Consider the following 21364-nt stretch of genomic DNA (forward strand, 5'->3'; position numbering starts at 1 on the left):
GGATGAGGAGCGTTTACCGGTCTGAGACCGCGCTCCGTGCGGCACATGATGACATCGGCACTGGCCGACCCCTTACTTCTTGAGGAGCTCGTGCTCGACCAGGGCCACGATGTCGTTGTGGATGTCTTCCACGCTTGCCAGTGCGTTCACTATCCTCATCTCGGGGAACCTCTCCGCAAGCTTGAGATAGTTCTCCCTGACCTTCTTCTGAAGCTCTGCTATCTTGTCGAACTCCGTCTTTATGCTCCTGCCGTTTATGCGCTTCATGCTCTCCTTGACCGGCAAATCAAGCAGAATAACGAGGTCAGGCCTTACAGCAAAGCGGTTTAAGTCAATCAGCCACTCGAGGTCGAGACCGCGAGCCCATTGGTAGGCGAGTGAGGAGTAGAAGTAGCGATCTGAAATAACGATCTTCCCTGTCTTGAGGGAGGGTTTTATCAGCTTATGAACGTGTTCAGCCCTGTCGGCCGCGAAGAGGAGCGCCTCTGCTTCGTGGCTTATTCGAGCGCCATCTATTATACCTTCCTTACCACCCGTTAGGACGAGCCTCCTGATGAGCTTTCCAAAGGCGGTATCGGTCGGCTCTTTCGTCAGAACAACGTCGTAGCCTTTCTTTTTGAACCACTCCGCCAGAAGCCTTGCCTGAGTTGATTTGCCTGCACCATCGATGCCTTCAATGACAATGAACATTCCCACAGGTGCCACCCCCAAAATGAACGGGAAAGGTATAAGGGACTCCCCTTTTAACGCTTTTCTCTTTGGATTTTTTGAAGGCTTTAAAAGAGAGAGTAAAAAATCTCAAAGGTTCTTCTTCATGTGATCGAGGAGCTTCCACATGCTGCTAAACTCAAGCTCTTCGCCATCTTTGTATAACTCGACGACACCTTCTGGCCTGAAGCGCAGTCCAAAGTCGTAGTCCCCCTTGTTCAGCTTATGAAGGAAGACCTCCTTCGGTTTCGGCGGTAAATAGCTCGTCATCATGTCGTTTATCAGCTCGACCTCGAAGCCGAAGTGGTCGCTTATCCTTGGGAAGAAGAGCACCGCGGGGGTGTTCATTGCATCCACGAGGGCTTTGCCCTTAACGCGGAAGTTGTAGTGCTTGAATATTTCGTGCAGGAAGTCGTCGAGAGCGTTGGGATAATAGACTGTCGCGCCAATGTCGTTGGGCTGCGCTTCTATGAAGCTCTTGCTCTCGAGGATGGCCTTTATTTCCTCGCTGTCTATGCCGCTGACGTAAACCCTAACGCCGCCGTAGTAGTAGACGTAAGCCAGGGGAAGGCCCTTCCTGTGGGCAAAATCTTTGAGCGCTATGAGGGGAATGAGCCTGACGTCCATTATGGTCGAGCCGGTGCTGACTATTCCGACCACCATTGCCCTCTTTCCGTAGCGGGAAATCGCTCTGCCGTCCCTTCCGACGATTATGGTCCCGTGGGATATCGTTCCTATGGCCCTTCCAAGAAGGGCAAGCTCCTCGGGGTTGAACCTCTGGGAGTAATACACTTCCACATTCACCACCTCAGTCAGGCAGTATAATACTTTCCCTACCAATCCTCGACTCCACCCAAACCTTAACGTTGGAGCCGATCTTGCTGAAGTCTTCGATGAGCGTGTTATCACCTATAAGGCTTCCGGACTGGATAATCACGCCCTTACCTATGTGAACATTCTCGCCTATTATGGCTTCCTCAATCTCGACACTTTCATCTATCGTGACATTTGATAATATCACCGAACGCTCTATTTTAACGTTTCTGCCGATTTCCACATCATCCCCGAGCAGGGCGAAGCCCCTTATCTCAGACGAATCTAATGATTCAGCCGTTGTGGTCTATTATGGTTACGCCATACTGCGTTGGATCTTCAACTTTGGACAGTGCTATCGTCGCGAGGCCCTTTTCCTGATGTGGTAGTTGTAGAGCGCCTTGAGGTCAAGGTTCGTGAGCACATCACTGGAAACGACGAAAAATGTCTCGTCTATGTGAGTGACCACCTTTTTATCGCACCTGCCGTCCCAAGCTTGACGTTCTTGCCGTTGGAGTAGTGTATCTCAACTCCCCACTGGCTGCCCTCGCCGAAGTACTCCATGATGCGCTTCTTGAGATAGCCAAAGAGAATGTATATCTCCTCAACCCCGGCTTTGATGAGGTTCTGGAAAGTGTACTCCATCAGCAGCCTGTTGAAGAACGGTATCATGGACTTTGGTCTGTAGACTGTAAGCGGAAGTAGTCTAGTTCCCTTCCCCGCCAGAATAACTGCCTTCATTCCATGCACCGCTGGACTATATTGCCAGAGGTTAATATACTTTGCGTACGGGGACATGACTGAACTTATAAATACACTGAGGAACGAGGTTTACCAAATAAACTATTTAAGACATCGTTCAACTCTTTCTGGAGGCGATAACATGAATGCCCTCGAAAGGCTTGAAAAGCTTCTCGATAAAGAGCAATTTGAGAAGATTAAAGCCATCGACAATCCAGAGCTTCACAAGTTTTTGGTGGAGTGGATTGAGTGGCTTGAACCAAGCAAGGTTTTCGTCTGTACTGACAACGAAGAGGACGAGTTCTACGTCCGCTGGAAGGCGCTCTACTACGGTGAGGAAAAGATTCTCGAGACACCGAACCACACCGTCCATTACGACAACTACTACGACCAGGCCCGCGACAAGGCCAATACTAAACTCCTCGTTCCTTGTGGAAAGAAGATTCCCTTCCTCAACACTAAGGATAGGGACGAGGGGTTGAAGGAAATCCGCGAGCTGATGAAAGGAGTTATGAGGGGTAAGGAGCTCTTCGTGTGCTTCTTCGTCCTTGGGCCGAAGAACTCGGTCTTCACGATTCCTGCCGTCCAGCTCACGGATTCTGCTTATGTAGCCCACTCAGAGTTCATCCTTTACAGGAAGGGCTACGAAGAGTTTAAACGCCTCGGAAGAAGTGCGCGATTCTTCAAGTTTGTCCACTCAGCTGGGGAGCTCGACGAGAGGAAGACCAGCAAGAACCTCGATAAGAGGCGCATCTACATCGACCTCGTTGATGAGACCGTTTACTCCGTCAACACCCAGTACGGCGGTAACACGATAGGCCTTAAGAAGCTCGCATTCAGGCTCACCATCCAGCGCGCCGTTAGAGAGGGCTGGCTCAGCGAGCACATGTTCCTGATGGGAGTAAACGGTCCCAAAGGCAGGAAGACCTACTTCACCGGCGCTTATCCCAGCATGTGCGGAAAGACATCGACCGCCATGATATCCTGGGAGAACATCGTCGGCGATGATTTGACGTTCATCGTACCTATGAACGGAATAGCCCGTGGAGCAAACGTCGAGAAGGGTGTCTTTGGCATAATCCAGGGCGTCAACCCCGAGGACGACCCAATAATCTGGCAGGTTCTCCATTCGCCCGTCGAGATAATCTTCTCCAACGTCCTCGTCAAGGACGGAAAGCCCTACTGGAACGAGATGGGCGTGCCAATACCAGACGAGGGTGAAAACCACAGCGGGGAGTGGTGGCGCGGAAAGAAAGACGCCGAAGGAAACGAGATTCCACCGAGCCACAAGAACGCTCGCTTCACAGTCAGCCTTGAGCACTTCCCGAATGTTGACCTTGAAGCGCTTGAGGCTCCCTGCGGCGTCGAGGTTGGTGGCATGATCTTCGGAGGCAGGGACAAGGACACATGGCCGCCAGTCAGGGAAGCCTTCGACTGGAAGCATGGCGTCATAACGATGGGTGCTGCTCTTGAGAGTGAGACAACCGCCGCAACCCTTGGAAAGGAAGGAGTTAGAGCCTTCAACCCGATGGCTATACTCGACTTCATGAGCGTTCCCCTCGGCGAATATATCGAGAACTACCTTGAGTTTGAGAAGAAGCTCAGAAAAGCCCCCAAGATATTCGCGGTGAACTACTTCCTCCGCGATGAGGACGGCAACTGGCTCAACCATAAGCTAGACAAGGCAGTCTGGCTCAAGTGGATGGAGCTCCGCGTTCACGGCGACGTCAATGCCATAGAGACTCCCATAGGCTACATCCCGAAGTATGAGGACTTAGCGAGGCTCTTCAGGGAGGTTCTCAACAAGGACTATAGCAGGGAGGACTACGAGAAGCAGTTCACCATTAGGGTTCCGGAACTTCTGGCGAAGATAGAACGTATCGAGAAGATCTACCGCGAGCAGGTTAAGGAAGCTCCGGAGGAGCTCTTCCAGGTTCTCGAGGAGGAGAGGAAGAGGCTGCTCGAGGCCAGGGAGAAGTACGGCGACTATATCAGCCCCTTCCAGCTTGAGAAGGCCTGAGCCCTTCTCTTCTTTTCCTTCTCCGGGTGCACTTTTCTGGGCACTCCCAAAATCCTTTTTAACCCCGCTCCCCACATAGTATCACCGAAAATGATACATAGGTGGTTGCCATGGCCGACGTTGAAACTCCCACCCACGATTTAATCAGGGAGAAGCTTCCCCATCCCATCAAGGATTTGGCTGATCTGGCCTACAACTACTGGTGGAGCTGGAACAGGAGGGCAACGAGGCTCTGGGAGTATATTGACCCGGAACACTGGAGGGAACACAAGAATCCGGTTAAGCTCCTTCTCGACGTTTCTGAGGAGCGCCTTGAGGAGCTTCTGAAGGACGACGACTTCATGAACCTCTACGAGCTCGTTGTGGAACAGTTCCGGGATTATATGGATCCAGATTCGACCTGGTTCTCAACCAACTATCCCAAGTGGGACAAGCCCATAGTGTATCTCTGCATGGAGTACGGCATAAGCAGGACTCTGCCCATATACTCTGGTGGTCTGGGGATACTCGCTGGTGACCACGTGAAGACCGCCAGTGACCTTGGCCTGCCTTTCATAGCAATAGGTCTGCTCTATAAGCACGGCTACTTCAAGCAGGAGATAGACAGAGACGGAAGACAGATCGAGATCTTCCCAGAGTACAGGCCAGAGGAGATGCCGATAAAACCGGTTCTCGGGAAGGATGGAAAGCCACTCCTTATAGAGGTCCCCATAGAGGACAGAATCGTTTACGCGAGGGCCTCGAAGGTTGAGGTTGGAAGGGTGAAGATATATCTACTGGACACCGACGTTCCCGAGAACAGCGCGGACGACAGAACCATATGCGACTACCTCTACAATGCCGAGATAGACAAGCGCATAAAGCAGGAGATACTTCTAGGAATCGGTGGAATGCGCCTGCTTAAAGCTTTGGGCGTTGAACCCGGCGTTGTCCACCTCAACGAGGGGCATCCAGCCTTTGCTAACCTCCAGAGGATAACCTGGTACATGGATGAAGGGTTGACCTTTACCGAGGCGTTGAGTATTGTCAGAGGGACTACGGTTTTCACCACGCACACCCCAGTTCCAGCGGGCCACGATCGCTTCCCAATTGAGGAGGTCAGGAAGAGGCTTGCCAAGTTCCTTGAGGGTAAGGACGAGAGACTCCTGGAGCTCGGCCGTGAGGGGGATGAAATCAACATGACCCTACTGGCCATAAGAACCTCCAGCTACGTCAACGGCGTCAGTAAGCTCCATGCCGAGGTAAGCAAGCGCATGTGGCAGAATCTCTGGCCCGGAGTTCCGCTGGATGAGATACCCATCGAGGGCATCACCAACGGCGTACACACCATGACCTGGGTCCACAGCGAGATGAGAAAGCTCTTTGACCGCTATCTCGGAAAGGCATGGCGCGAGCACACGAACATCGAGGGTCTGTGGTACGCCATTGAGAGGATTCCCGATGAAGAGCTCTGGGAGGCCCATCTTAAGGCCAAAAGGGAGTTCATAGAGCTACTGAAGAGGAAGATTAAGGCGAGGAACGAGAGGCTTGGAATAGATGAGCCCCTGCCGGAGATAGACGAGAACGCGCTCATCATAGGCTTTGCCCGGCGCTTCGCGACCTACAAGCGCGCCACCCTACTCTTTACGGATATTGAAAGGCTCAAGAGACTTCTGAACAACCCAGAGAGGCCAGTCTACATAGTCTTTGGTGGAAAGGCCCATCCAATGGATGAGGCCGGCAAAGAGTTCCTAAAGAAAGTCTACGAGGTCTCTCAGATGCCCGAGTTCAGGGGCAAGATATTCGTCCTTGAGAACTACGATATGGGAAGTGCAAGGCTCATGGTGGCTGGAGTTGACCTCTGGCTCAACAATCCGCGCAGGCCGATGGAAGCTAGTGGAACGAGTGGAATGAAAGCCGGGCTGAACGGAGTGCTCAACGCGAGCATCTACGAGGGCTGGTGGGTGGAAGGCTACAACGGCAGGAACGGGTGGATCATTGGAGAGGAGAGTACGGAGCCTGAGACCGAGGCCGACGACATAAAGGACGCAGAGAGCCTCTACAATCTACTGGAGAAGGAGATAATCCCAACTTACTACGGCAACCGCGGGAAATGGATTTACATGATGAAGGAGAGCATCAAGAGCATAGCCCCGCGCTTCAGCACTCACAGGATGGTCAAGGAGTACATGGATCGCTTCTATTCCAAGGCTATGAGTAACTACATCTGGCTCACGAGAGATAACTACATCGGTGCCAAAGAGATGGCCACATGGAAAGACCGCGTTATTGGCGCATGGGGCAACGTGAGCATCGAAAGTGTCGTCATAAAAGATGGAAGCAGACTTGAGGTCCTCGTCTACCTCGATGAACTTAAGCCCGAAGACGTCCGTCTTGAGCTCTACTACGGCGTCCATGCCGAGGAGCAACGCATAGAGAAACCGCATATCGTTGAGCTGAGGCATCCAAAGGAGCTCGGGGGTGGCTCTACACCTATGAGGGAAGTGCTCTGAGGCACCTCGGTGATTCCTGCTGGAACTATGCGATAAGGATTTACCCCCACCACGAAAAGCTACCCCACCGGTTCTTGCTTGGATTGGTGAAGTGGAGAGGTTTCTTTGAGTGAGTCTTCCCATTTGTTTCATTTTTGGCAAAATTTACTCCATAAACTGGAAGTAAGAACTTTTAGACGTTCCTCGTGGGGAGTCATATTTTTAACCTCAAACGTCAATTGTGGGATATACAAACCAGGGGGTGAAACCATGGACGAGATTAAGAAGTGGACAATATACCTGATATTCCTTGTTGCCGGATTCGCCACTGGAGTAGGTAGCATCGGTCTATTCCCACAGTTCTGGCTCCAGTACGGTCTGACTGGAATGATTGTGCACTTAGTATTCCTTGCAATACTGACGTATGTCGCAATACTCGAGGCTGAGACCGTCATGAAATCCGGCTACTACTTCGTTGAACTCTACAACAAAGTCTCAAAACGGCCCGCTATGGTGCTCTCAATCTTCGCTGCCATTGCAATGTTCCTCTCGTACTACACCGCCAACACCATGCTGACCGTTCTCTCACCAGTTCTTGGAACAGGAACCGTCGCCAGGCTCATAGCCAAGATACTGATGTTTGCCATAGCCTTCGTTATCCTCACTAGGGCTAAAGAGAAGACCTTCGCAATCATGGCGATAGGTTCTGTGATATTTGTCGTCGCGGTTACAATAACTACGGTTGCGTTCAAGGTACAGATATCTGAGGGTGCCACCTACCTGGCAATGGCCAAGCACATGCTCGTTGCAAGGCACCCAATAACACTTGACCTTATAAAAGCTGCCGCTGAAAGGGCAATCTACGGTGTTGGACTTGGATTTGCATTCTACTTGATGCTTGGAAGCTTTATCAACGAGCGCTTTAACGCGAAAGTAATCATTGGGGTTGGGATCCTGGTTCAGCTTTTCATCGGGGTTCTATCAACGATAACTGTTGTCTATGCAATTGCTCCCACCACCCCTGACAGGCTTCTCCAGTATGTCTATGGTGGCGAAGAGGGTGCTATTCAGCTCATGGGCGAACTGCCACACATCCTTGCGGACTATCCGACGCTGATACTCCTCATAGGAATCTCTGCGTTCTTTGCAGGTATCACCAGTCTGCTGCCAACTGCGGAGGTCGGTCTCCAGATAGTTGAATCAACCCTTAGGGTGAGCAGGAATAAAGCTGCCACCTATCTTGTAGCTGTGGCCCTTGCAATAGGCGTAATAGACTCCTCTCCATCAATAGCAGACATGGTGCTCAAAGCAGTGAGTGTGACAACGTTCTTCACGGCAATTTTTGAGCTCTATCCAGTGCTGGCTTCCAAGGAAAAACCATCAACTTCAGCCCTCGCAATGGCTGGAATAGCAGCGGTGCTGTTCCTCGTTGGTGGTCTCTATGCCCTCTTTGCAGTCTTCAAGGCTGGCGGCGTCTACATTGTCTCGGGAATCATTGCCGCGGTAGTGATTCTGTTCGGTCTCTTCGGCGACAAACTTGTGCCCGAAAAGGCCTGAATAGGCCTCCTATCCTTTTTTGTTTTGCATGGAAAATAAAAGAAGAGGTCACTTGTGGGCAAATATCGCCACCACTTTCTCGGGTGTTACATCATCTATCCTTACAAAGCCGAAACGCTCAAACTGGACAACGTCATCAACCTTGACGTTGGCATCATTCTCGAGCAGGCCTTTTCTGACTATCAGCTCGTCGCCCTGCGGGATGAGAACCTCACAGGCCCTGCCTTCAGTGACCCAGTGCACCATCCTCCAGCGGTTTTCTCTGGCGATTTCGTACTCAATGCTGTGGAACCTGGCTTTTATGCCTTCCTCTGAAACTTCAAGGATTTCCACATTGAAGAGGTCCTTGAGACGGACGAAGCTACCCGGTTTGAACAGTTCCATATCATCCTTGGAGACGTAGACGGGCCTGCCTGGCTCGAACTTAAGCTTTCTGACTCCCCTGTCCGGGTGATCCGGATGCAGCGGTACCTCTGCCACGAATTCTTCATCGTAGCCTTCAATATACATAGGTATCGGGTCGGCAACGAAGAAGTAACGGTTGGCTATTGGCTCGACTATGCGCCTGTTTATGGCAGCAAGATTGTCCCAGCTTATCGTCGTGTCGCTCCTCTTAAGGCCGACCTCTATAATAAGCTCTCTTATAGCCTCCGGCCTTATACCGCGCCTTTTGAGCGCCCTTATGGTCCCAAGCCTTGGATCGTCCCAGCCGAAGTATTTGCCTTCCTCTATTCCCTTCCTAGTCTTAGACTTGCTGAGAATAACACCCTCAATTGAGAGCCTGCCGTGGTGAACGGTGACGGGATATTCCCAGCCAAAGTAGTCATAGATGTAGCGCTGTCTTGTCTCGTTCTCGGCGTGCTCCTGGCCGCGGAAGATGTGCGTAACGCCCAGCTCATGGTCATCTATGGCTGAGGCGAAGTTGTAAAGCGGCCAGACGCGGTACTTGTCACCTGTTCTTGGATGGCTCGGGTTGTCGATTATCCTAAGAGCGGGCCAGTCGCGAACGGCTGGGTTCGGATGCTTAAGATCTGTCTTTATTCTAACCACAGCTTCGCCTTCTTTATATTCGCCGTTGAGCATCTTTCTCCAGCGCTCGAGTTGAACCTCTACCGGCTCTTCCCTGTGCGGGCAGGCGATTCCATTGTCCCTCAGCTCGCGGAACTTCTCCGGCGGACAGGTGCAGACGTAAGCCTTACCCATCTTGATGAGTTCTTCTGCGTATTTATAGTATATTTCAAGCCTGTCGCTGGCTATGTGGATTTCGTCAATCTGAAAGCCGAGCCACTTGAGGTCTTCGATGATCCAGTCGTAGAACTTAGGTTCGGGTCTCTTGACCTTTGGATCAGTGTCATCGAAGCGGAGGATGAACTTGCCGCCGTAGAGCCTTGCGTACTCGTGGCTTAGGATAGCAGCACGGGCGTTACCGAGGTGGAATGCTCCGTCAGGGTTAGGGGCGAAACGGGTAACCACATTACCCTTTTCTGCCTTCGGGAGGGGCGGAAGGCCTTTCTTTTCCTCTTTCTTTTCCTTCTTTGCCTCGAAGAACTCTGGATAAATCTCCTTCAGCTTTGCTTCCTGTTCTTCGATGCCCATTCCATTGACCTGCTCCACTATCTGGTTGACGAGTGGGATTATCTCCTTTGCTTTGGGCCTAAGTTCCGGGTTCTCGCCGAGAACCTTCCCTATCACAGCCTTTGGGTTGGCCTTGCCCTTGTGGCTGATCGCATTGATGAGCGCGTACTTCATAATCAACTCTTCCACGTTCATTCTCCTCACCGGGGGAAGAAGGGAGGGAGGAGTTATAAAGTTACTCCCCTTCGCAACGTGGTTCTTCCTTCCGTTTCTCTTGCGGCAGGAGTATCTCCAGGAACACCAGGGCTAAACCGAGGATTCCGAAGAACATGCCTCCGTTATTGTTCATTAGTATCCCAAAAGAGAATGAACGAAACTCCCCAAGAGCATCAGCTCAAGACCCTCATCCATGGAACCACCAGAAGATTCTACCCAAAGAAGTTGAAAGTTTTGTGATGGGAAATAAGAAGGTGCGGAACTCACTCCGCAAAGGTCACTATCTTGAGATTGACCGGCCTTCTGACGACGTTGTACTTCCTCGCCCCGACAAGGTACTTTACCCCGCTCTCGCTGACTGTGTCGATGAGCCTCTGGGTTATGACGCCGTTGAAGACGACAGCGTAAACGTCCTTTCTTTCCTTGAGCTGGTTGGTGAGCTCTCTGACGGGTATTTCCGCTATGACACTCTTGTCTTTGTCGAGTAGGAGCGCCATCGAGTCTTTGGAGCTTTTGACCTTTTCGATGAACTCACCGAACTCGTCCAGCTCGCTCGGCCTGGGCTGCTGAATCGGCTTGACTATCTTCTCCTCCCTCTCCTTGGGCTCAGGCTTTTCTAGTGGCTTTGGTGCAGGTGCTGGAGCCGGTGCAGGTGCTGGCGGTTTGACCTCCCTTGCCTTCTCCTCCCTGCCGTTCTTGGCCCTTTCCTTCTCCTTTATGACCTCGTAGAAGTTTCTACCCTTGTAGAATATCTCGGTTATGACCTGCTCAGCAGGCACCTTGCTCCTAAGTGCCTTCACTATCTCCTTCTTGGTGAGCTCCTCGACTTCTTTGCCCTCTGGTGCTCTGGCGACGTAGTCAACATCTGCGACCTGAAGGAGCTCCTTGAGGATGAGCTCTCCACCGCGATCGCCGTCGGTGAAGGCGGTAACGATGCGCTCCTTGCTGAGCTTTATTATGGTCTCCGGAACTGAGGTGCCTTCGACGGCTATGGCGTTCTTTATGCCGTGCTTGAGCAGGTTTAGTACATCTGCCCTTCCCTCAACGACAATGATTGAATCAGAGAACGGTACATGCGGTCCGGCGGGAAGCTTCTCCGGCCCATACTCTATGAGCTCCTTAGCCCTTACGGCCTTCTTGACTTCCTCTGTGAGCTCCTGGGTCTCTGGGATTTCCTGCTCCATCAGGGTCTCGAGGATCTCCTTGGCCCTCTCGATAATATATTTCCTCTTGGTTGCCCTGACGTCCTCTATGCGGAGAACCTTTATCTTGGCCTCGGCTGGACCGACCCTGTCTATCGTCTCAAGAGCAGCCGCCAAAATGGCCGTCTCAACTCTATCAAGGCTCGAAGGAACGGTTATCGTTCCGTAGGTCTTTCCAGCCTTTGCGTGAACCTCAACCCTTATCCTTCCGATCCTTCCGGTCTTTTGAAGCTCCCTTAAGTCCAGATCGTCACCAAGAAGACCTTCAGTCTGACCAAAAATAGCACCAACAACGTCGGGCCTTTCAACAATTCCGTTTGCTTCAAACTCGGCATAGATTACATATTTGGTCGTTCCAAATTCATCTTTGGCTGACATACTACCACCCTCTTTCCGTTTTTCAAACTTCTGCTTTTCAGCTAAAATGTGGTGAAGCACTGTCTTTTTCCTCTTCATCGAATTCCCTCCAAGTGGGGGTCAGAAACGGAGATGACCTTAAGATAGAGGCCATAGAGATCCTCAATCCCCTTAATGTCCTTCTTTGCTATCCTTTTGAGCTCCTTCCGCGTCTCTGCATCGACCCTGCAGGGATACCCCTCCAGATAGCGGAGGAGCTTCCTTGCAAGCTCTTCGCCCTTTCTGTCGAAGTCTGTAAGTATCATGACCTCTCTATATGATGACGCGATGAGCGCGATTTCTGATAGTGGGAGGCGTGAAAGTCTTATTATCTCCGCCCTGACCCCCAAATTTCTCAGAGCCACCTCGTCTCGCGGGCCCTCAACTATGATGGCCCCTTCAAACTCTCGCAGTTTGTCTATAAGCTCCTCGAATCTTTTATAGTTTTCGGCGTACATGTTGCCGTCGTGCTGATAACGAACGAATGGGGTTATAAGTTTATTGGATAATTTTTGACGCTTTTCTGCCTATTTCAGCAAACCTTCCGCACGGTTCCAATGTAGCTCATAGGTTCCTCGTAAAACTCATCTATAAGATTCTGGAGCTTTCTTGAGAGCTCAATCTGCTTGCCCCACGACCCCTCTATCTTGCCCTTTGCTGCCATCCTGCCCAGAAATTTCTTCATCTCCTCACTCAGAGGTGAAGGCTTGCACCGTGCCCACGGGGTTCCTGGAAGGGGCATGAAGTAGTGTGCTCTGACCTTGCCGCCCTTCTTCATGATCCACTCCATAAGCTCGATGCTCTTCCTCTGGCTTTCAGGCGTCTCGTTCGGCAGACCAACGATGAAATCAACCACAGGCTCGAAGCCGTACTCCAGCATATACTCAACGGCCTTTTGGACGTGCTCCACTTTGTGGATCCTGTGCATGGCTCTCAGCATTGCGTCGTCACCGCTCTGAGCGCCGATAGCCAAGCGTCTATTATCTGCATAATCAATCAGGAGCTCCAAAGTCTCTGGAAGGACGAACTCCGGCCTGACCTCACTGGGAAACGTGCCGTAGAAAAGCCTCCTGCCTTCCTTCCTTAGGGGCTGAAGGGCCTTGAGAAGGGCCTCAAGCTTGTTGATTTTAAGTATCGCCCCAGGACTTCCGTAGGCGAATGCGTTTGGCGTTATGTAGCGCATGTCCTTCATCCGGCGAGAGTACTTTACTATTTGGTCTATCGGCCTGTGCCTCATACGAAGGCCTTTTATGTATGGGGTCTGACAGTAATAGCAGCCAAAGGGACAGCCACGGGTTATTTCTATCGGCGAGATAAGACGAACGCTTTCTGGATACGGTGGAAATCGCCAGAAGTCCTCAACCTTGGCGAATCCGGTAAAGACGAACTCGCCATTGAGGTAGAAAGCAAGACCAGTAATGTTGAGGAGCTCCCTGGTGATTTTGTAGTCCGTTCTTTTGAGCGTCTTCAGAAGATGATACAGAACTTCCTCCCCCTCGCCGATGACTGCTATATCGAAACCAAGCTGATTTAGGGTATGTTTAGGCATGGCTATAGCATGATATCCACCGGCTATTAACAGCGCACCCCTTTCCTTGAGAAGCCAGACTTCCTGAGGAAGACTCCCCCATATTTCCTCCGTGAAGAACGAGTAGAGAACGACCTTTGGTCTGGCCTTCAGAATTTCGTTGAAGTCCTTCGTGATTAACATTTCTCCGAGATCAAAACCCTGGCTCTCCAAGGCTCCGAGGAGGTGAACGAAGGCATTGTGGTTGCGCCTGGTCATTCTAACAGCTATCTCCGGCATAGTGGAACAATCAGAAGAGCGGTTTAAAAAGCTGATGAGTTACAAAAGCAAGAAGAGAGAAAGACCTTCAGGTCTTGATAGCGAGCTTGATGTCCTCGGCCTTGACGGTCTTCCTGCCAGCGTGCCTGGCGAACTCGGAGGCTCTCTTAGCAAGATCCATGGCGTACTCCTCGAGGTACTCGGCGAGGACCTTGGCAGCCTCCTCGCTGACCCTCTCAGCACCGGCCTTTCTAATCAGCCTGTCAATCGGGGCAATCGGCAACTCAGCCATCCACAACACCTCCAGGAAAGGTTTTTCACTATTTTCTAGGCGATTGGAGATATATAAACCTTTCGGTAAACGGAGCCATCTACGTCGATTAGATGCCCACTGCGCCCTTAGACGCAACCAACTTGACGAGATGGATTTTCTCGTGAACCTTGAGGGAAATAGATAACCAGTTACGAGCACAGTGCTCAATAGGAGGCATTACCCAGATGATGCCTTTGAGAAGCTATAGTTCCCCAGCACACTTTTTAATAGCCCTAAAGTTCTCGGGAAAGATTCATTTGTCCGTTAATCGTGCTTGGATGGCACAAGAAATAGAATTAAGTGATGTGTTGAGGCTGATTTTATAAGTCTCACTTTTTCCTCCTCTTCGATAGCGCTAAATGCTGGCTTCCCTGATAGTTGCCCCTGTACGGGTTCTTTGCAGGCCCTTCAAGCCGGATGAACGCTATCTGAACAAAGCGTTCTCCGTAAGCCAGCTCAACCGGTTCGTCAGAGGCGTTGAAAATCCCAAGGGTGAGGTTGCCATCCCAGCCGGGATCTACCCAGGCGAAGGAGCCCATCAGCCCTTCTCTTGCGAGACTGCTCCTGAGCTTCATGTCCCCCATGACGTCATCGGGGAGCTTTATCCTCTCAAGCGTTAGAATGAGGGCGTAGCCCTTGGGAGGGATTACAACCTTCCCTTCCCTCTCAACGTCTATGAAGTCTCCGTTCACCATAGCCTCCTTTCCAACCCTTAAGTCGTAGCCGGCCGGCTGAAGGGATTTCTCGTTAAATGGATCGATTAGAATCTCCTTTCTGATTTTCCAGTCTGGGAGCATCATGTTGACCACCCTAAGGTTAAACGAGGAGGTGCTTAAAAAGCTGACCATAGAAACTTTGCTCCGCAAAGTTTCATCAAAGTTCGTGGCTCTTTGCTAGCCTGTCCGATTCGCAGTGTTTTCCAATTGAATCTTGCGGTTTAGTAGGGGAGAATCACGGGAGTTTGGCTTTTGAGATAGGGGTTAACTTTGGAGTTAGACGCCCGGAGGGCGTCGAGAAAGTGTAAATCCATCGGGAAACAGCCATATAATAGATTCTCCCCATCAAGCAGGGGTTGACACTAGGAAAATCTGACAAACTGGAGTTCGCGCAAGCGAGCAGACTCGTGGAAAAAATTGACCACGAGTTTCCTTTCTGTTAGGTGGGCAAGCAAATAAGCATGCACTCTAAAACTCGCCCTCAAAAGAGGGTTTAACTGCAAAAACGTGAGTGGGTGAGGTTTTACTTTTTCTCTTAACGCCCTTTGGGCGTTATTCTCGCAGTGAAACACTGTAAAATTGGCAATTGTGGAGTAAACCCCGCTTAAGAACTGCCAATTTAAGGGTCATGCAAGCTTTGATCAAACTTTTGCTTGGCAAAAGTTTGTATTTCTGGCGGGCCCGGCGGGATTTGAACCCGCGACTACCGGCTCCGAAGGCCGGCGCCATATCCCCTAGGCCACGGGCCCACGATGGGGGTTCATAACGGCCAAAGATAAACCTTGCGGTCTTTTTCGAAAATCTTTTAGGTTACCATGCCCGATGTTAATCTGGTGGGAGGACATGAGGAAGAGCGTAGCACTGCTCGCGGTAAGCGCCCTGGCGATAGTGGGGTTCTTTGCCCTCGCTCCGGCGTTTTCGCTTTATCCAGTTCTCGCGGGCAGGTATGGGGCAGAGACAATTGACGCGGGGACGGTGATACTCGGCATTGTAGGGCTCTTTTCCCTGATGGCTGGCATCGCCCTCTGGGAGATGGAGACCCTACCCAGAAAAGTTGCCATTTATGAGATTATCGAGTTCCTGACGAGTGGTTCGGTGGGATGGTGTGGATAAACGTCGTTACAAGCCTCAATGGCTTCACCGAAAAGGCCCTTGTCACGGTCGCGTTTTTCCTGGCCTTGGTGGCGTTCCTTGAGATGCTCAGGAGAAAGCTCGACCCAGGTAGATACAAGCGAATATGGGTTGCATTCTGGAGCGTCAGGGACCGCGAAGAAAAGTTTTGAGGGTGTCCGCCCTCGGGCGGACAAAAGAGGAAGGGAGTTCAGCCGAAGAGGGCACCGAGTCCAGCGAGGGCTTCCTCCTCGCTGGCCTCCTCCTCTTCTTCCTCCTCTTCCTCCTCAGCCGGAGCGGCCTCGGCGCCAGCGGCTGGAGCGGCAGCAACGGCGACCGGGGCGGCAACCGGCATGGCGGCCTTCTCGATGACCTCGTCGATGTTGACACCCTCGAGGGCGGCAACGAGAGCCTTTATCCTGGCCTCATCCGGGCTGACTCCAGCAGCCTCAAGGACGGCCTTGAGGTTCTCCTCAGTTATCTCCTTACCAGCGGCGTGGAGCAGCAGAGCGGCATACACGTACTCCATTTTTCGCACCTCCAATCATCTTCATTTTTTCACACGGTTTTATTCAGGGATACGAGGGAAATGGAAAGTTCAGCCGAAGAGCGCGCCCAGTCCAGCGAGCGCGTCCTCCTCGGAGGCTTCCTCTTCTTCCTCCTCTTCCTCAGCCTCCTCAACCTTCTCCTCCTGCTGAGGCTGAGCGGCAACGGCTATTTGTGCCTGTTGGTTTAAAAGCTCTTTGGTCTTCTCGTCGAGTAGCTCCTCAGGCAGGTTCTGGGCTATGAGCAGGACAGCGCGCAGAGCTCTGCCAAAGATGTCCTCGACGGTCTCTGGGGTAATATAGCCAGCCTCGACTGCAACGTTCTTGGCTCCAAGGTAGGCCTTCTGGATGATGGCCTCGATGGTCTGGCTGGTCGGGTAGGCAGTGTTGACGGACAGGTTGAATGCGTGCATGTAAGCCTGCTGGAGCAGGTTGATGTACTCTTCCTCGTCGATGGCGAGGACTTCCGGAGTGTAGACAATTCCGTCCTCGTAGGCAGCGAGCAGGTTGAGACCAACCTCAAGGGGCTCGATGCCAAGAGCGTTAAGGATCCTCGCGAGCTGCTCGGTTATGACCTCACCAGCCTTGAGCACGGTGTAGTCCTTCTGGATGCTGACCTTACCCTTCTCGATTCTCGCGGGTATACCAAGAGCCTGCATCTCACCGACGAGCGGACCCGGTGAGATTGAGGTCGGACCGGCTGGTATAACGACGTCCTTTGGAACCGGCACGCCTGGCTTGGCTGGAGCAGGAGTCTTGCTCTCCTCAAGGAGCTTGTAGAGCTTAAACGGGTTCATCTCGGTGGCGAGGATTCCAGCTCCACCCTGGATGTGGTCGATGAGCTTCTCGAGCTCTGGCTTTCCAAGCTCCTGGGCGGCCCTCTTTATGGCGAGTTCGATGAGTGTGTTCCTTGAGACTCTGAGGAGTGCCTTGCCCCTGAGCTTCTCACGCATCTTTGAGAGCGGGTAAGCTGGGACATTGGCAACGTCAACGAGCGCTATCACTGGATAGCTCTTGATGATGTTGGTGAGCTCTTCAACTTCCTTCTTCTTCCACTCAGCGACGTGGGCCATCTCCCTCACCTCTCCACCTTAACGGCCGGTCCCATGGTGGTCTTGACATACACTGACTTCACTTGGTTCTCTCCGCGCTCGAGCTTGTTGATGATGGCGTTGAGCACTGCTTCAGCGTTCTCAGCGAGCTTCTCATCGTCCATGTCCTCGGTTCCTATCGGAGCGTGCACAACCGGATTGTTCTTGAGCTGTATCCTGACGGTCTTCTTGAGCCTTGCAACTATTGGCTCCAGGTTGGTCATGGTCGGTGGAACGACCTGCGGCATCTTGTTCCTTGGACCAAGGTACCTACCGAGGTACCTACCGATCTTCGGCATCAGCGGAGCTGCCGCAATGAAGAAGTCGTAGCTCTTTGCCAGTTTCCTTGCCTGCCTCGGGCTCTTGGCAAGTTCCTCAAGCTGCTCTCCACTAATTACATCCAGCCCGAGCTTTTTAGCCGCCTCGGCAACGGCACCATCAGCGATGACCGCGATCTTGGGCTCCTTCCCACGACCGTGGGGCAGCACAACCTCAAGCTTAAACCTGTTCTCCGGCTTGCGGAGGTCTATATCCCTGAGGTTGACTGCCACTTCGACGGTCTGTGTGAAGTTACGCGGCTTAGCCCGGGCCTTCGCCTCCTTCACCGCTTCCACGAATTTCTGCCTGTCAAAGGCCATTTACAGCCCTCCCTTCATTTTTGATTTAAGCATCGAAAAGTCAAAAATGCGTAAAAAGAGGGATTTTTAAACTTTTCCCTCACTCCTCGGCGTTCGCAAAAATCTCGTCGTAAACGCCTTCGTCAATCTCCTTCTGGACTTCCCTCGGGTCCTTGCCCTCGACGGTAACACCCATACTGAGCGCTGTACCGATGACCTCCTTGGCTGCAGCCTTGAGGTCAGCGGCAAGCATCTGGTCTATCTTGGCCTTAGCTATCCTGATGACCTGCTCCATGGTCAGGTTTCCGACTGGACTGTGGCCGGCCTCGCTGGAGCCCTTTGGTATGCCAAGCTCCTTCTTGATTAGCTGGCTGACCGGAGGAACACCGACCTCAATGCGGAAGGTCTTCTTCTTGGGATCCTCCACGATGATCTTGACTGGAACCTGCATCCCCTCGAAGTCCTTGGTGGCCTTGTTTATCTCGTCAACAACCTGCTTAACGTTAAGTCCGAGTGGACCGATAGCGGGACCGAGTGGTGGACCTGGTGAAGCCTTTCCTCCCTCAACGAGCACCTCAACAACCTGCGGCATCTTTCTCACCTCTAGTTATCTGAGTCCGTTCACTCCTTCTGGCGTTTGCTTATAAGTCTAACGTATTCGCCCCTCACCGTAACCGGAATCGGGACGATTGAACCAATAAGCTCGACGACTATTTCGTCCTTGGCTTCGTCAACCCTGACAACCTTAGCCTTTTCACCCTTGAACGGGCCGGCGATGAGCTCAACTATGTCGCCAGGCTCGAAGCCGCTAACGGCTGGCTTCTCCTCGAGGAAGTGCTCAATCTCCTCGAACTTGACCTCGCCCGGAAGGGTACCCTTGGCATGCCTTATACCCTTGATGGCCTCATCGACTGCGCTCTTGCTGGGGGCCTCGACGAATATGTATCCCTTCACCTTTGACGGAGCCAATATGGCATAGACCGGGAGATTATATGTTTTAATCTTGCTGTATATCAGCTTGGCCGTAGTTTCTTCCTGACCAACTGTGACACGCACTGTGAATATCCTGCCGTCGCTCATCTCTATCACCCGTTGCTGGCTCAGGCGCCAGTAATAAGGTAGCCGATCATACGGATTACGAGGCCTATGAGGCCAATTAAAATCATTCCGATGCCGGTAATCTTTGCAGCCATCTTAAACTCTTTCCAGCCCGGTTTTTTTGTGACCAGTAAAACCCTCCGCAACTCCGCGAAGAAGTTTTTAAGCTTTTCCGTAGTTGTTGCCACACTCGTCACCCCTTTAAATTTTGAAAATGAAAGGGTTATCAAAGCTCCTCAAGGTCGAGTTTAATAACTTTTCTCTCGGGCTCCTCACCGTAGTAAGTGGGCTCCTCCTCGGCGACAGCGTATGGGGAGCTGACTCCAGTAACCACGATGAGGATCCTTATCATCTTTCCGAGCTCTTCGTCAAGCTGTATTCCCCAGATGACCTGGGCCTCTGGGTCAAGCTTACTCGTGACTAGCTCTATTATCTGCTGGGCCTCCTCGAGCTTGACGTCGCTTCCGCTTATGCTTATGAGCGCTCCCTTGGCACCGCTTATGTCAACGTCGAGGAGCGGGCTGTTGAGTGCCTGCTGGGCAGCTTCGAGGGCCCTCTTCTCGCTGTCGCTCTCGCCAATACCTATCATCGCAACGCCGCCGTCCTTCATGACAGCCCTGACGTCGTTGAAGTCGAGGTTAACAAGTCCTGGCTTGGTGATGAGCTCAGTGATGCCCTTGACGGCCTGGACGAGTATCTCGTCGGCGACCTTGAAGGCCATGTGTATCGGCAGGTTAGGGGCGACTTCCATGAGCTTGTCGTTCGGGATGACAATAACGGTGTCGCTGTTCTTCCTGAGCCTCTCGAGACCATACTCGGCGTTCTTTATCCTCCTGATGCCCTCGACGGTGAATGGAAGGGTAACGACTGAGACGGTGAGAGCGCCCATCTTCTTGGCTATTTCGGCAACAACTGGAGCGGCCCCAGTACCGGTTCCGCCACCGAGACCGCAGGTGATGAAGACCATGTCGGCACCTTCAAGGGCGTCGCGAATTTCTCTCTCGCTCTCCTTGGCAGCTTCCTCTCCCATCTTGGGGTTGTTTCCTGCACCGAGACCACGGGTAAGTTCTTTACCTATGAGTATCTTCTTGTGAGCCCTAACCTTGAGAAGATCCTGAGCATCAGTGTTGATAGCGATAACCTTCGCACCCTGGATGCCGACCTGCATCATTCTGTTTATAGTGTTACAGCCGGCACCGCCAACACCAACGACATAAATCTTAGCTTGTATCTGCTCCAGAATCCTCCTAAGCTCCTCATCGATGTCGGTCTGCGGAGCCTGGGCCTCCGGAACCTTGTTAAGGTCAGCGGAGGTTCTTTCGATAGCGTCCTCAATCAGCTTCAGCATCTTTTCACCCTCCAGGCAATTTAACATCTGTTTCACTTTGTAGGCAGGTAGTATATAAATTTAGCTAAAGCCGAGTGCTGATTTTAAAATCCCGCTTAACATCTTTAAAGATTTCGATTATTCAGTCCCGTATGAACTCCAAGCCGAGCTCTTCAGCCAAAGCTTTCGCCATCTGCCTCGTTTCACCTTTGCTGCCCTTCCAATCAACGTATATGGCATCCACTTTTTCGGCGGTTCTTTCGATGGCCTTGAGAATGAGTTCTTTCTTGAGCGGATGGGCATACTTTGGTGCTATGTGGCTGAATGCTAAGTCTGTCTTTAGCGCCCTCTTTGTCTGCTTTGGGGCGTAGTGACCGCCACCTATCCCTATGGCAACTGGGAACTTGGTCTCTCTGTATTTATCCAGCACATATGTTATTGTCTCTGCTAGTATATCTCCTGCCCTGTCGTTCACCCACTCCTCCTCGCTCGAGCCTATTTCGATGAACAGACTCGGGACGTTCAGCTCACTCGGGCCGTGGTGTGTGGCCTCATAGCAGATGATCCAGTTCAGATCATTGAGCTCATTCATCTTGAGGAGCGCAAGCTTCATTGCGCTCGGTTGAGCTATGGCCAGGCTCTCGTCCTTTCCGCCATACATTGCGTTGCCCCAGTTACCGGTTATATGGGTGGTAAGTGCAGGCAGCTTCTGTTTGCTGGAGTGTCTCGAGGCGAAGACTATGATTTCAGGGACGAGACCGAGCTGGTGCTCGATGGCCTTGTCGAGGTTGTCGTAGTAAATCATCTCGTCGTTGGTGGTCAGAATGAGCGTATCGCCCTTTGAATAGACGGGATTTCCATCGAAGATCCTGTCAGTTTCTTTAAAGCCGAAGTTCTCCACCAGTTTTTCCATTATGTTCATTGAAGCTAGGTCTATCTTCGTTGTCATTATTACCTTCATCTTGCAACCCCCTTGATGCTCGGCTCGGGAATTAAAAGGCTTTACCCGAGTCCGAACCTCTACCTTTGTCCAGTGGATACCGATGGTACCACGTTTCGTGC

20 protein-coding genes, 1 tRNA gene and 2 pseudogenes are annotated in these 21364 nt (G+C 51.9%); 5 read left to right on the forward strand and 18 right to left on the reverse strand.

What is annotated here, in order from left to right; translation table 11 throughout:
- Positions 1-72: 72 nt before the first annotated feature.
- From tmk to E3E32_RS05125, 3 genes and pseudogenes are all read right to left on the reverse strand, one after another.
- Positions 73-690 carry a dTMP kinase gene (gene tmk / locus E3E32_RS05115; RefSeq protein WP_167731002.1) on the reverse strand — a complete coding sequence of 206 codons (618 nt, stop codon included), beginning with the start codon at positions 688-690 and terminating at the stop codon, positions 73-75.
- 108 nt (positions 691-798) lie between these two features.
- A complete protein-coding gene (locus tag E3E32_RS05120) occupies positions 799-1506 on the reverse strand; it encodes a phospho-sugar mutase (RefSeq protein WP_012571153.1) in 708 nt (235 codons plus the stop codon).
- Positions 1507-1516: 10 nt separating this feature from the next.
- A pseudogene (locus tag E3E32_RS05125) lies at positions 1517-2262 on the reverse strand (sugar phosphate nucleotidyltransferase).
- Positions 2263-2404: 142 nt separating this feature from the next.
- On the opposite strand from E3E32_RS05125, the gene E3E32_RS05130 reads away from it, so the two are divergent.
- From E3E32_RS05130 to E3E32_RS05140, 3 genes and pseudogenes are all read left to right on the forward strand, one after another.
- The gene (locus tag E3E32_RS05130; RefSeq protein ID WP_167730627.1) at positions 2405-4282 is read left to right on the forward strand and encodes a phosphoenolpyruvate carboxykinase (GTP); all 1878 of its coding nucleotides are present in this window, start codon (positions 2405-2407) and stop codon (positions 4280-4282) included.
- Between the two features lie 110 nt (positions 4283-4392).
- Positions 4393-6887, forward strand: a pseudogene (malP, locus tag E3E32_RS05135) (maltodextrin phosphorylase).
- Between the two features lie 136 nt (positions 6888-7023).
- On the forward strand, positions 7024-8310 hold the full coding sequence (locus E3E32_RS05140; RefSeq protein ID WP_167730629.1) for a sodium-dependent transporter: 1287 nt from the start codon (positions 7024-7026) through the stop codon (positions 8308-8310).
- Positions 8311-8358: 48 nt separating this feature from the next.
- On the opposite strand, the gene E3E32_RS05145 is transcribed toward E3E32_RS05140, so the two are convergent.
- From E3E32_RS05145 to E3E32_RS05175, 7 genes are all read right to left on the reverse strand, one after another.
- Positions 8359-10080, reverse strand: coding sequence for a glutamate--tRNA ligase (locus tag E3E32_RS05145; protein ID WP_167731003.1), 1722 nt, complete (start codon positions 10078-10080; stop codon positions 8359-8361).
- 284 nt (positions 10081-10364) lie between these two features.
- Positions 10365-11759: a DNA primase DnaG gene (dnaG, locus tag E3E32_RS05150; RefSeq protein ID WP_167730631.1), complete on the reverse strand. Its 1395-nt coding sequence runs from the start codon at positions 11757-11759 to the stop codon at positions 10365-10367.
- Complete coding sequence (locus tag E3E32_RS05155; RefSeq protein ID WP_167730633.1) at positions 11756-12157, reverse strand: toprim domain-containing protein; 402 nt, start codon at positions 12155-12157, stop codon at positions 11756-11758. The genes dnaG and E3E32_RS05155 overlap by 4 nt, the downstream gene beginning before the upstream one ends.
- A 74-nt stretch (positions 12158-12231) precedes the next feature.
- Positions 12232-13506 carry a TIGR04013 family B12-binding domain/radical SAM domain-containing protein gene (locus E3E32_RS05160; RefSeq protein WP_167730635.1) on the reverse strand — a complete coding sequence of 425 codons (1275 nt, stop codon included), beginning with the start codon at positions 13504-13506 and terminating at the stop codon, positions 12232-12234.
- Positions 13507-13573: 67 nt separating this feature from the next.
- On the reverse strand, positions 13574-13777 hold the full coding sequence (gene hpkA, locus E3E32_RS05165) for an archaeal histone HpkA (protein ID WP_167730637.1): 204 nt from the start codon (positions 13775-13777) through the stop codon (positions 13574-13576).
- A 350-nt stretch (positions 13778-14127) separates the two neighbouring features.
- Positions 14128-14598, reverse strand: a complete 471-nt coding sequence (dcd, locus tag E3E32_RS05170) for a dCTP deaminase (RefSeq protein WP_167731004.1) — start codon at positions 14596-14598, stop codon at positions 14128-14130.
- Between the two features lie 589 nt (positions 14599-15187).
- A tRNA-Arg gene (locus tag E3E32_RS05175) sits at positions 15188-15263 on the reverse strand.
- A 73-nt stretch (positions 15264-15336) separates the two neighbouring features.
- On the opposite strand from E3E32_RS05175, the gene E3E32_RS10105 reads away from it, so the two are divergent.
- Both E3E32_RS10105 and E3E32_RS10110 read left to right on the forward strand, forming a co-directional pair.
- Positions 15337-15627: a hypothetical protein gene (locus tag E3E32_RS10105; RefSeq protein ID WP_240910565.1), complete on the forward strand. Its 291-nt coding sequence runs from the start codon at positions 15337-15339 to the stop codon at positions 15625-15627.
- Complete coding sequence (locus E3E32_RS10110) at positions 15615-15797, forward strand: hypothetical protein (protein WP_240910566.1); 183 nt, start codon at positions 15615-15617, stop codon at positions 15795-15797. Before E3E32_RS10105 ends, E3E32_RS10110 begins: the two co-directional genes overlap by 13 nt.
- A gap of 38 nt (positions 15798-15835) precedes the next feature.
- Here E3E32_RS10110 and rpl12p read toward each other — a convergent pair whose 3' ends face one another.
- From rpl12p to E3E32_RS05220, 8 genes are all read right to left on the reverse strand, one after another.
- Positions 15836-16153, reverse strand: a complete 318-nt coding sequence (gene rpl12p / locus E3E32_RS05185) for a 50S ribosomal protein P1 (RefSeq protein WP_012571140.1) — start codon at positions 16151-16153, stop codon at positions 15836-15838.
- A 69-nt stretch (positions 16154-16222) separates the two neighbouring features.
- Positions 16223-17242, reverse strand: coding sequence for a 50S ribosomal protein L10 (locus E3E32_RS05190; RefSeq protein WP_167731005.1), 1020 nt, complete (start codon positions 17240-17242; stop codon positions 16223-16225).
- Between the two features lie 5 nt (positions 17243-17247).
- Positions 17248-17898: a 50S ribosomal protein L1 gene (locus tag E3E32_RS05195; RefSeq protein WP_012571138.1), complete on the reverse strand. Its 651-nt coding sequence runs from the start codon at positions 17896-17898 to the stop codon at positions 17248-17250.
- 79 nt (positions 17899-17977) lie between these two features.
- Positions 17978-18469 carry a 50S ribosomal protein L11 gene (locus tag E3E32_RS05200; RefSeq protein WP_167711123.1) on the reverse strand — a complete coding sequence of 164 codons (492 nt, stop codon included), beginning with the start codon at positions 18467-18469 and terminating at the stop codon, positions 17978-17980.
- Positions 18470-18498: 29 nt separating this feature from the next.
- Positions 18499-18957 carry a transcription elongation factor Spt5 gene (locus E3E32_RS05205; protein WP_167711121.1) on the reverse strand — a complete coding sequence of 153 codons (459 nt, stop codon included), beginning with the start codon at positions 18955-18957 and terminating at the stop codon, positions 18499-18501.
- Positions 18958-18977: 20 nt separating this feature from the next.
- On the reverse strand, positions 18978-19163 hold the full coding sequence (locus E3E32_RS10115) for a protein translocase SEC61 complex subunit gamma (protein ID WP_012571135.1): 186 nt from the start codon (positions 19161-19163) through the stop codon (positions 18978-18980).
- Between the two features lie 38 nt (positions 19164-19201).
- Positions 19202-20323, reverse strand: a complete 1122-nt coding sequence (gene ftsZ / locus E3E32_RS05215) for a cell division protein FtsZ (RefSeq protein WP_167730639.1) — start codon at positions 20321-20323, stop codon at positions 19202-19204.
- A 121-nt stretch (positions 20324-20444) separates the two neighbouring features.
- Complete coding sequence (locus E3E32_RS05220; RefSeq protein ID WP_167730641.1) at positions 20445-21263, reverse strand: D-aminoacyl-tRNA deacylase; 819 nt, start codon at positions 21261-21263, stop codon at positions 20445-20447.
- Positions 21264-21364 lie beyond the last annotated feature (101 nt).

This window comes from Thermococcus sp. GR6 (assembly GCF_012027415.1).
Classification (GTDB): domain Archaea; phylum Methanobacteriota_B; class Thermococci; order Thermococcales; family Thermococcaceae; genus Thermococcus; species Thermococcus onnurineus.

Bases quoted from the DNA above. Each gene is read 5' to 3' on its own strand.
- tmk (WP_167731002.1), bottom strand. From the start codon at position 690: ATGTTCATTGTCATTGAAGGCATCGATGGTGCAGGCAAATCAACTCAG.
- E3E32_RS05130 (WP_167730627.1), top strand. From the start codon at position 2,405: ATGAATGCCCTCGAAAGGCTTGAAAAGCTTCTCGATAAAGAGCAATTT.
- E3E32_RS05140 (WP_167730629.1), top strand. From the start codon at position 7,024: ATGGACGAGATTAAGAAGTGGACAATATACCTGATATTCCTTGTTGCC.
- E3E32_RS05145 (WP_167731003.1), bottom strand. From the start codon at position 10,080: ATGAACGTGGAAGAGTTGATTATGAAGTACGCGCTCATCAATGCGATC.
- dnaG (WP_167730631.1), bottom strand. From the start codon at position 11,759: ATGAAGAGGAAAAAGACAGTGCTTCACCACATTTTAGCTGAAAAGCAG.
- E3E32_RS05155 (WP_167730633.1), bottom strand. From the start codon at position 12,157: ATGTACGCCGAAAACTATAAAAGATTCGAGGAGCTTATAGACAAACTG.
- E3E32_RS05160 (WP_167730635.1), bottom strand. From the start codon at position 13,506: ATGCCGGAGATAGCTGTTAGAATGACCAGGCGCAACCACAATGCCTTC.
- hpkA (WP_167730637.1), bottom strand. From the start codon at position 13,777: ATGGCTGAGTTGCCGATTGCCCCGATTGACAGGCTGATTAGAAAGGCC.
- dcd (WP_167731004.1), bottom strand. From the start codon at position 14,598: ATGATGCTCCCAGACTGGAAAATCAGAAAGGAGATTCTAATCGATCCA.
- E3E32_RS10105 (WP_240910565.1), top strand. From the start codon at position 15,337: ATGTTAATCTGGTGGGAGGACATGAGGAAGAGCGTAGCACTGCTCGCG.
- E3E32_RS10110 (WP_240910566.1), top strand. From the start codon at position 15,615: ATGGTGTGGATAAACGTCGTTACAAGCCTCAATGGCTTCACCGAAAAG.
- rpl12p (WP_012571140.1), bottom strand. From the start codon at position 16,153: ATGGAGTACGTGTATGCCGCTCTGCTGCTCCACGCCGCTGGTAAGGAG.
- E3E32_RS05190 (WP_167731005.1), bottom strand. From the start codon at position 17,242: ATGGCCCACGTCGCTGAGTGGAAGAAGAAGGAAGTTGAAGAGCTCACC.
- E3E32_RS05195 (WP_012571138.1), bottom strand. From the start codon at position 17,898: ATGGCCTTTGACAGGCAGAAATTCGTGGAAGCGGTGAAGGAGGCGAAG.
- E3E32_RS05200 (WP_167711123.1), bottom strand. From the start codon at position 18,469: ATGCCGCAGGTTGTTGAGGTGCTCGTTGAGGGAGGAAAGGCTTCACCA.
- E3E32_RS05205 (WP_167711121.1), bottom strand. From the start codon at position 18,957: ATGAGCGACGGCAGGATATTCACAGTGCGTGTCACAGTTGGTCAGGAA.
- ftsZ (WP_167730639.1), bottom strand. From the start codon at position 20,323: ATGCTGAAGCTGATTGAGGACGCTATCGAAAGAACCTCCGCTGACCTT.
- E3E32_RS05220 (WP_167730641.1), bottom strand. From the start codon at position 21,263: ATGAAGGTAATAATGACAACGAAGATAGACCTAGCTTCAATGAACATA.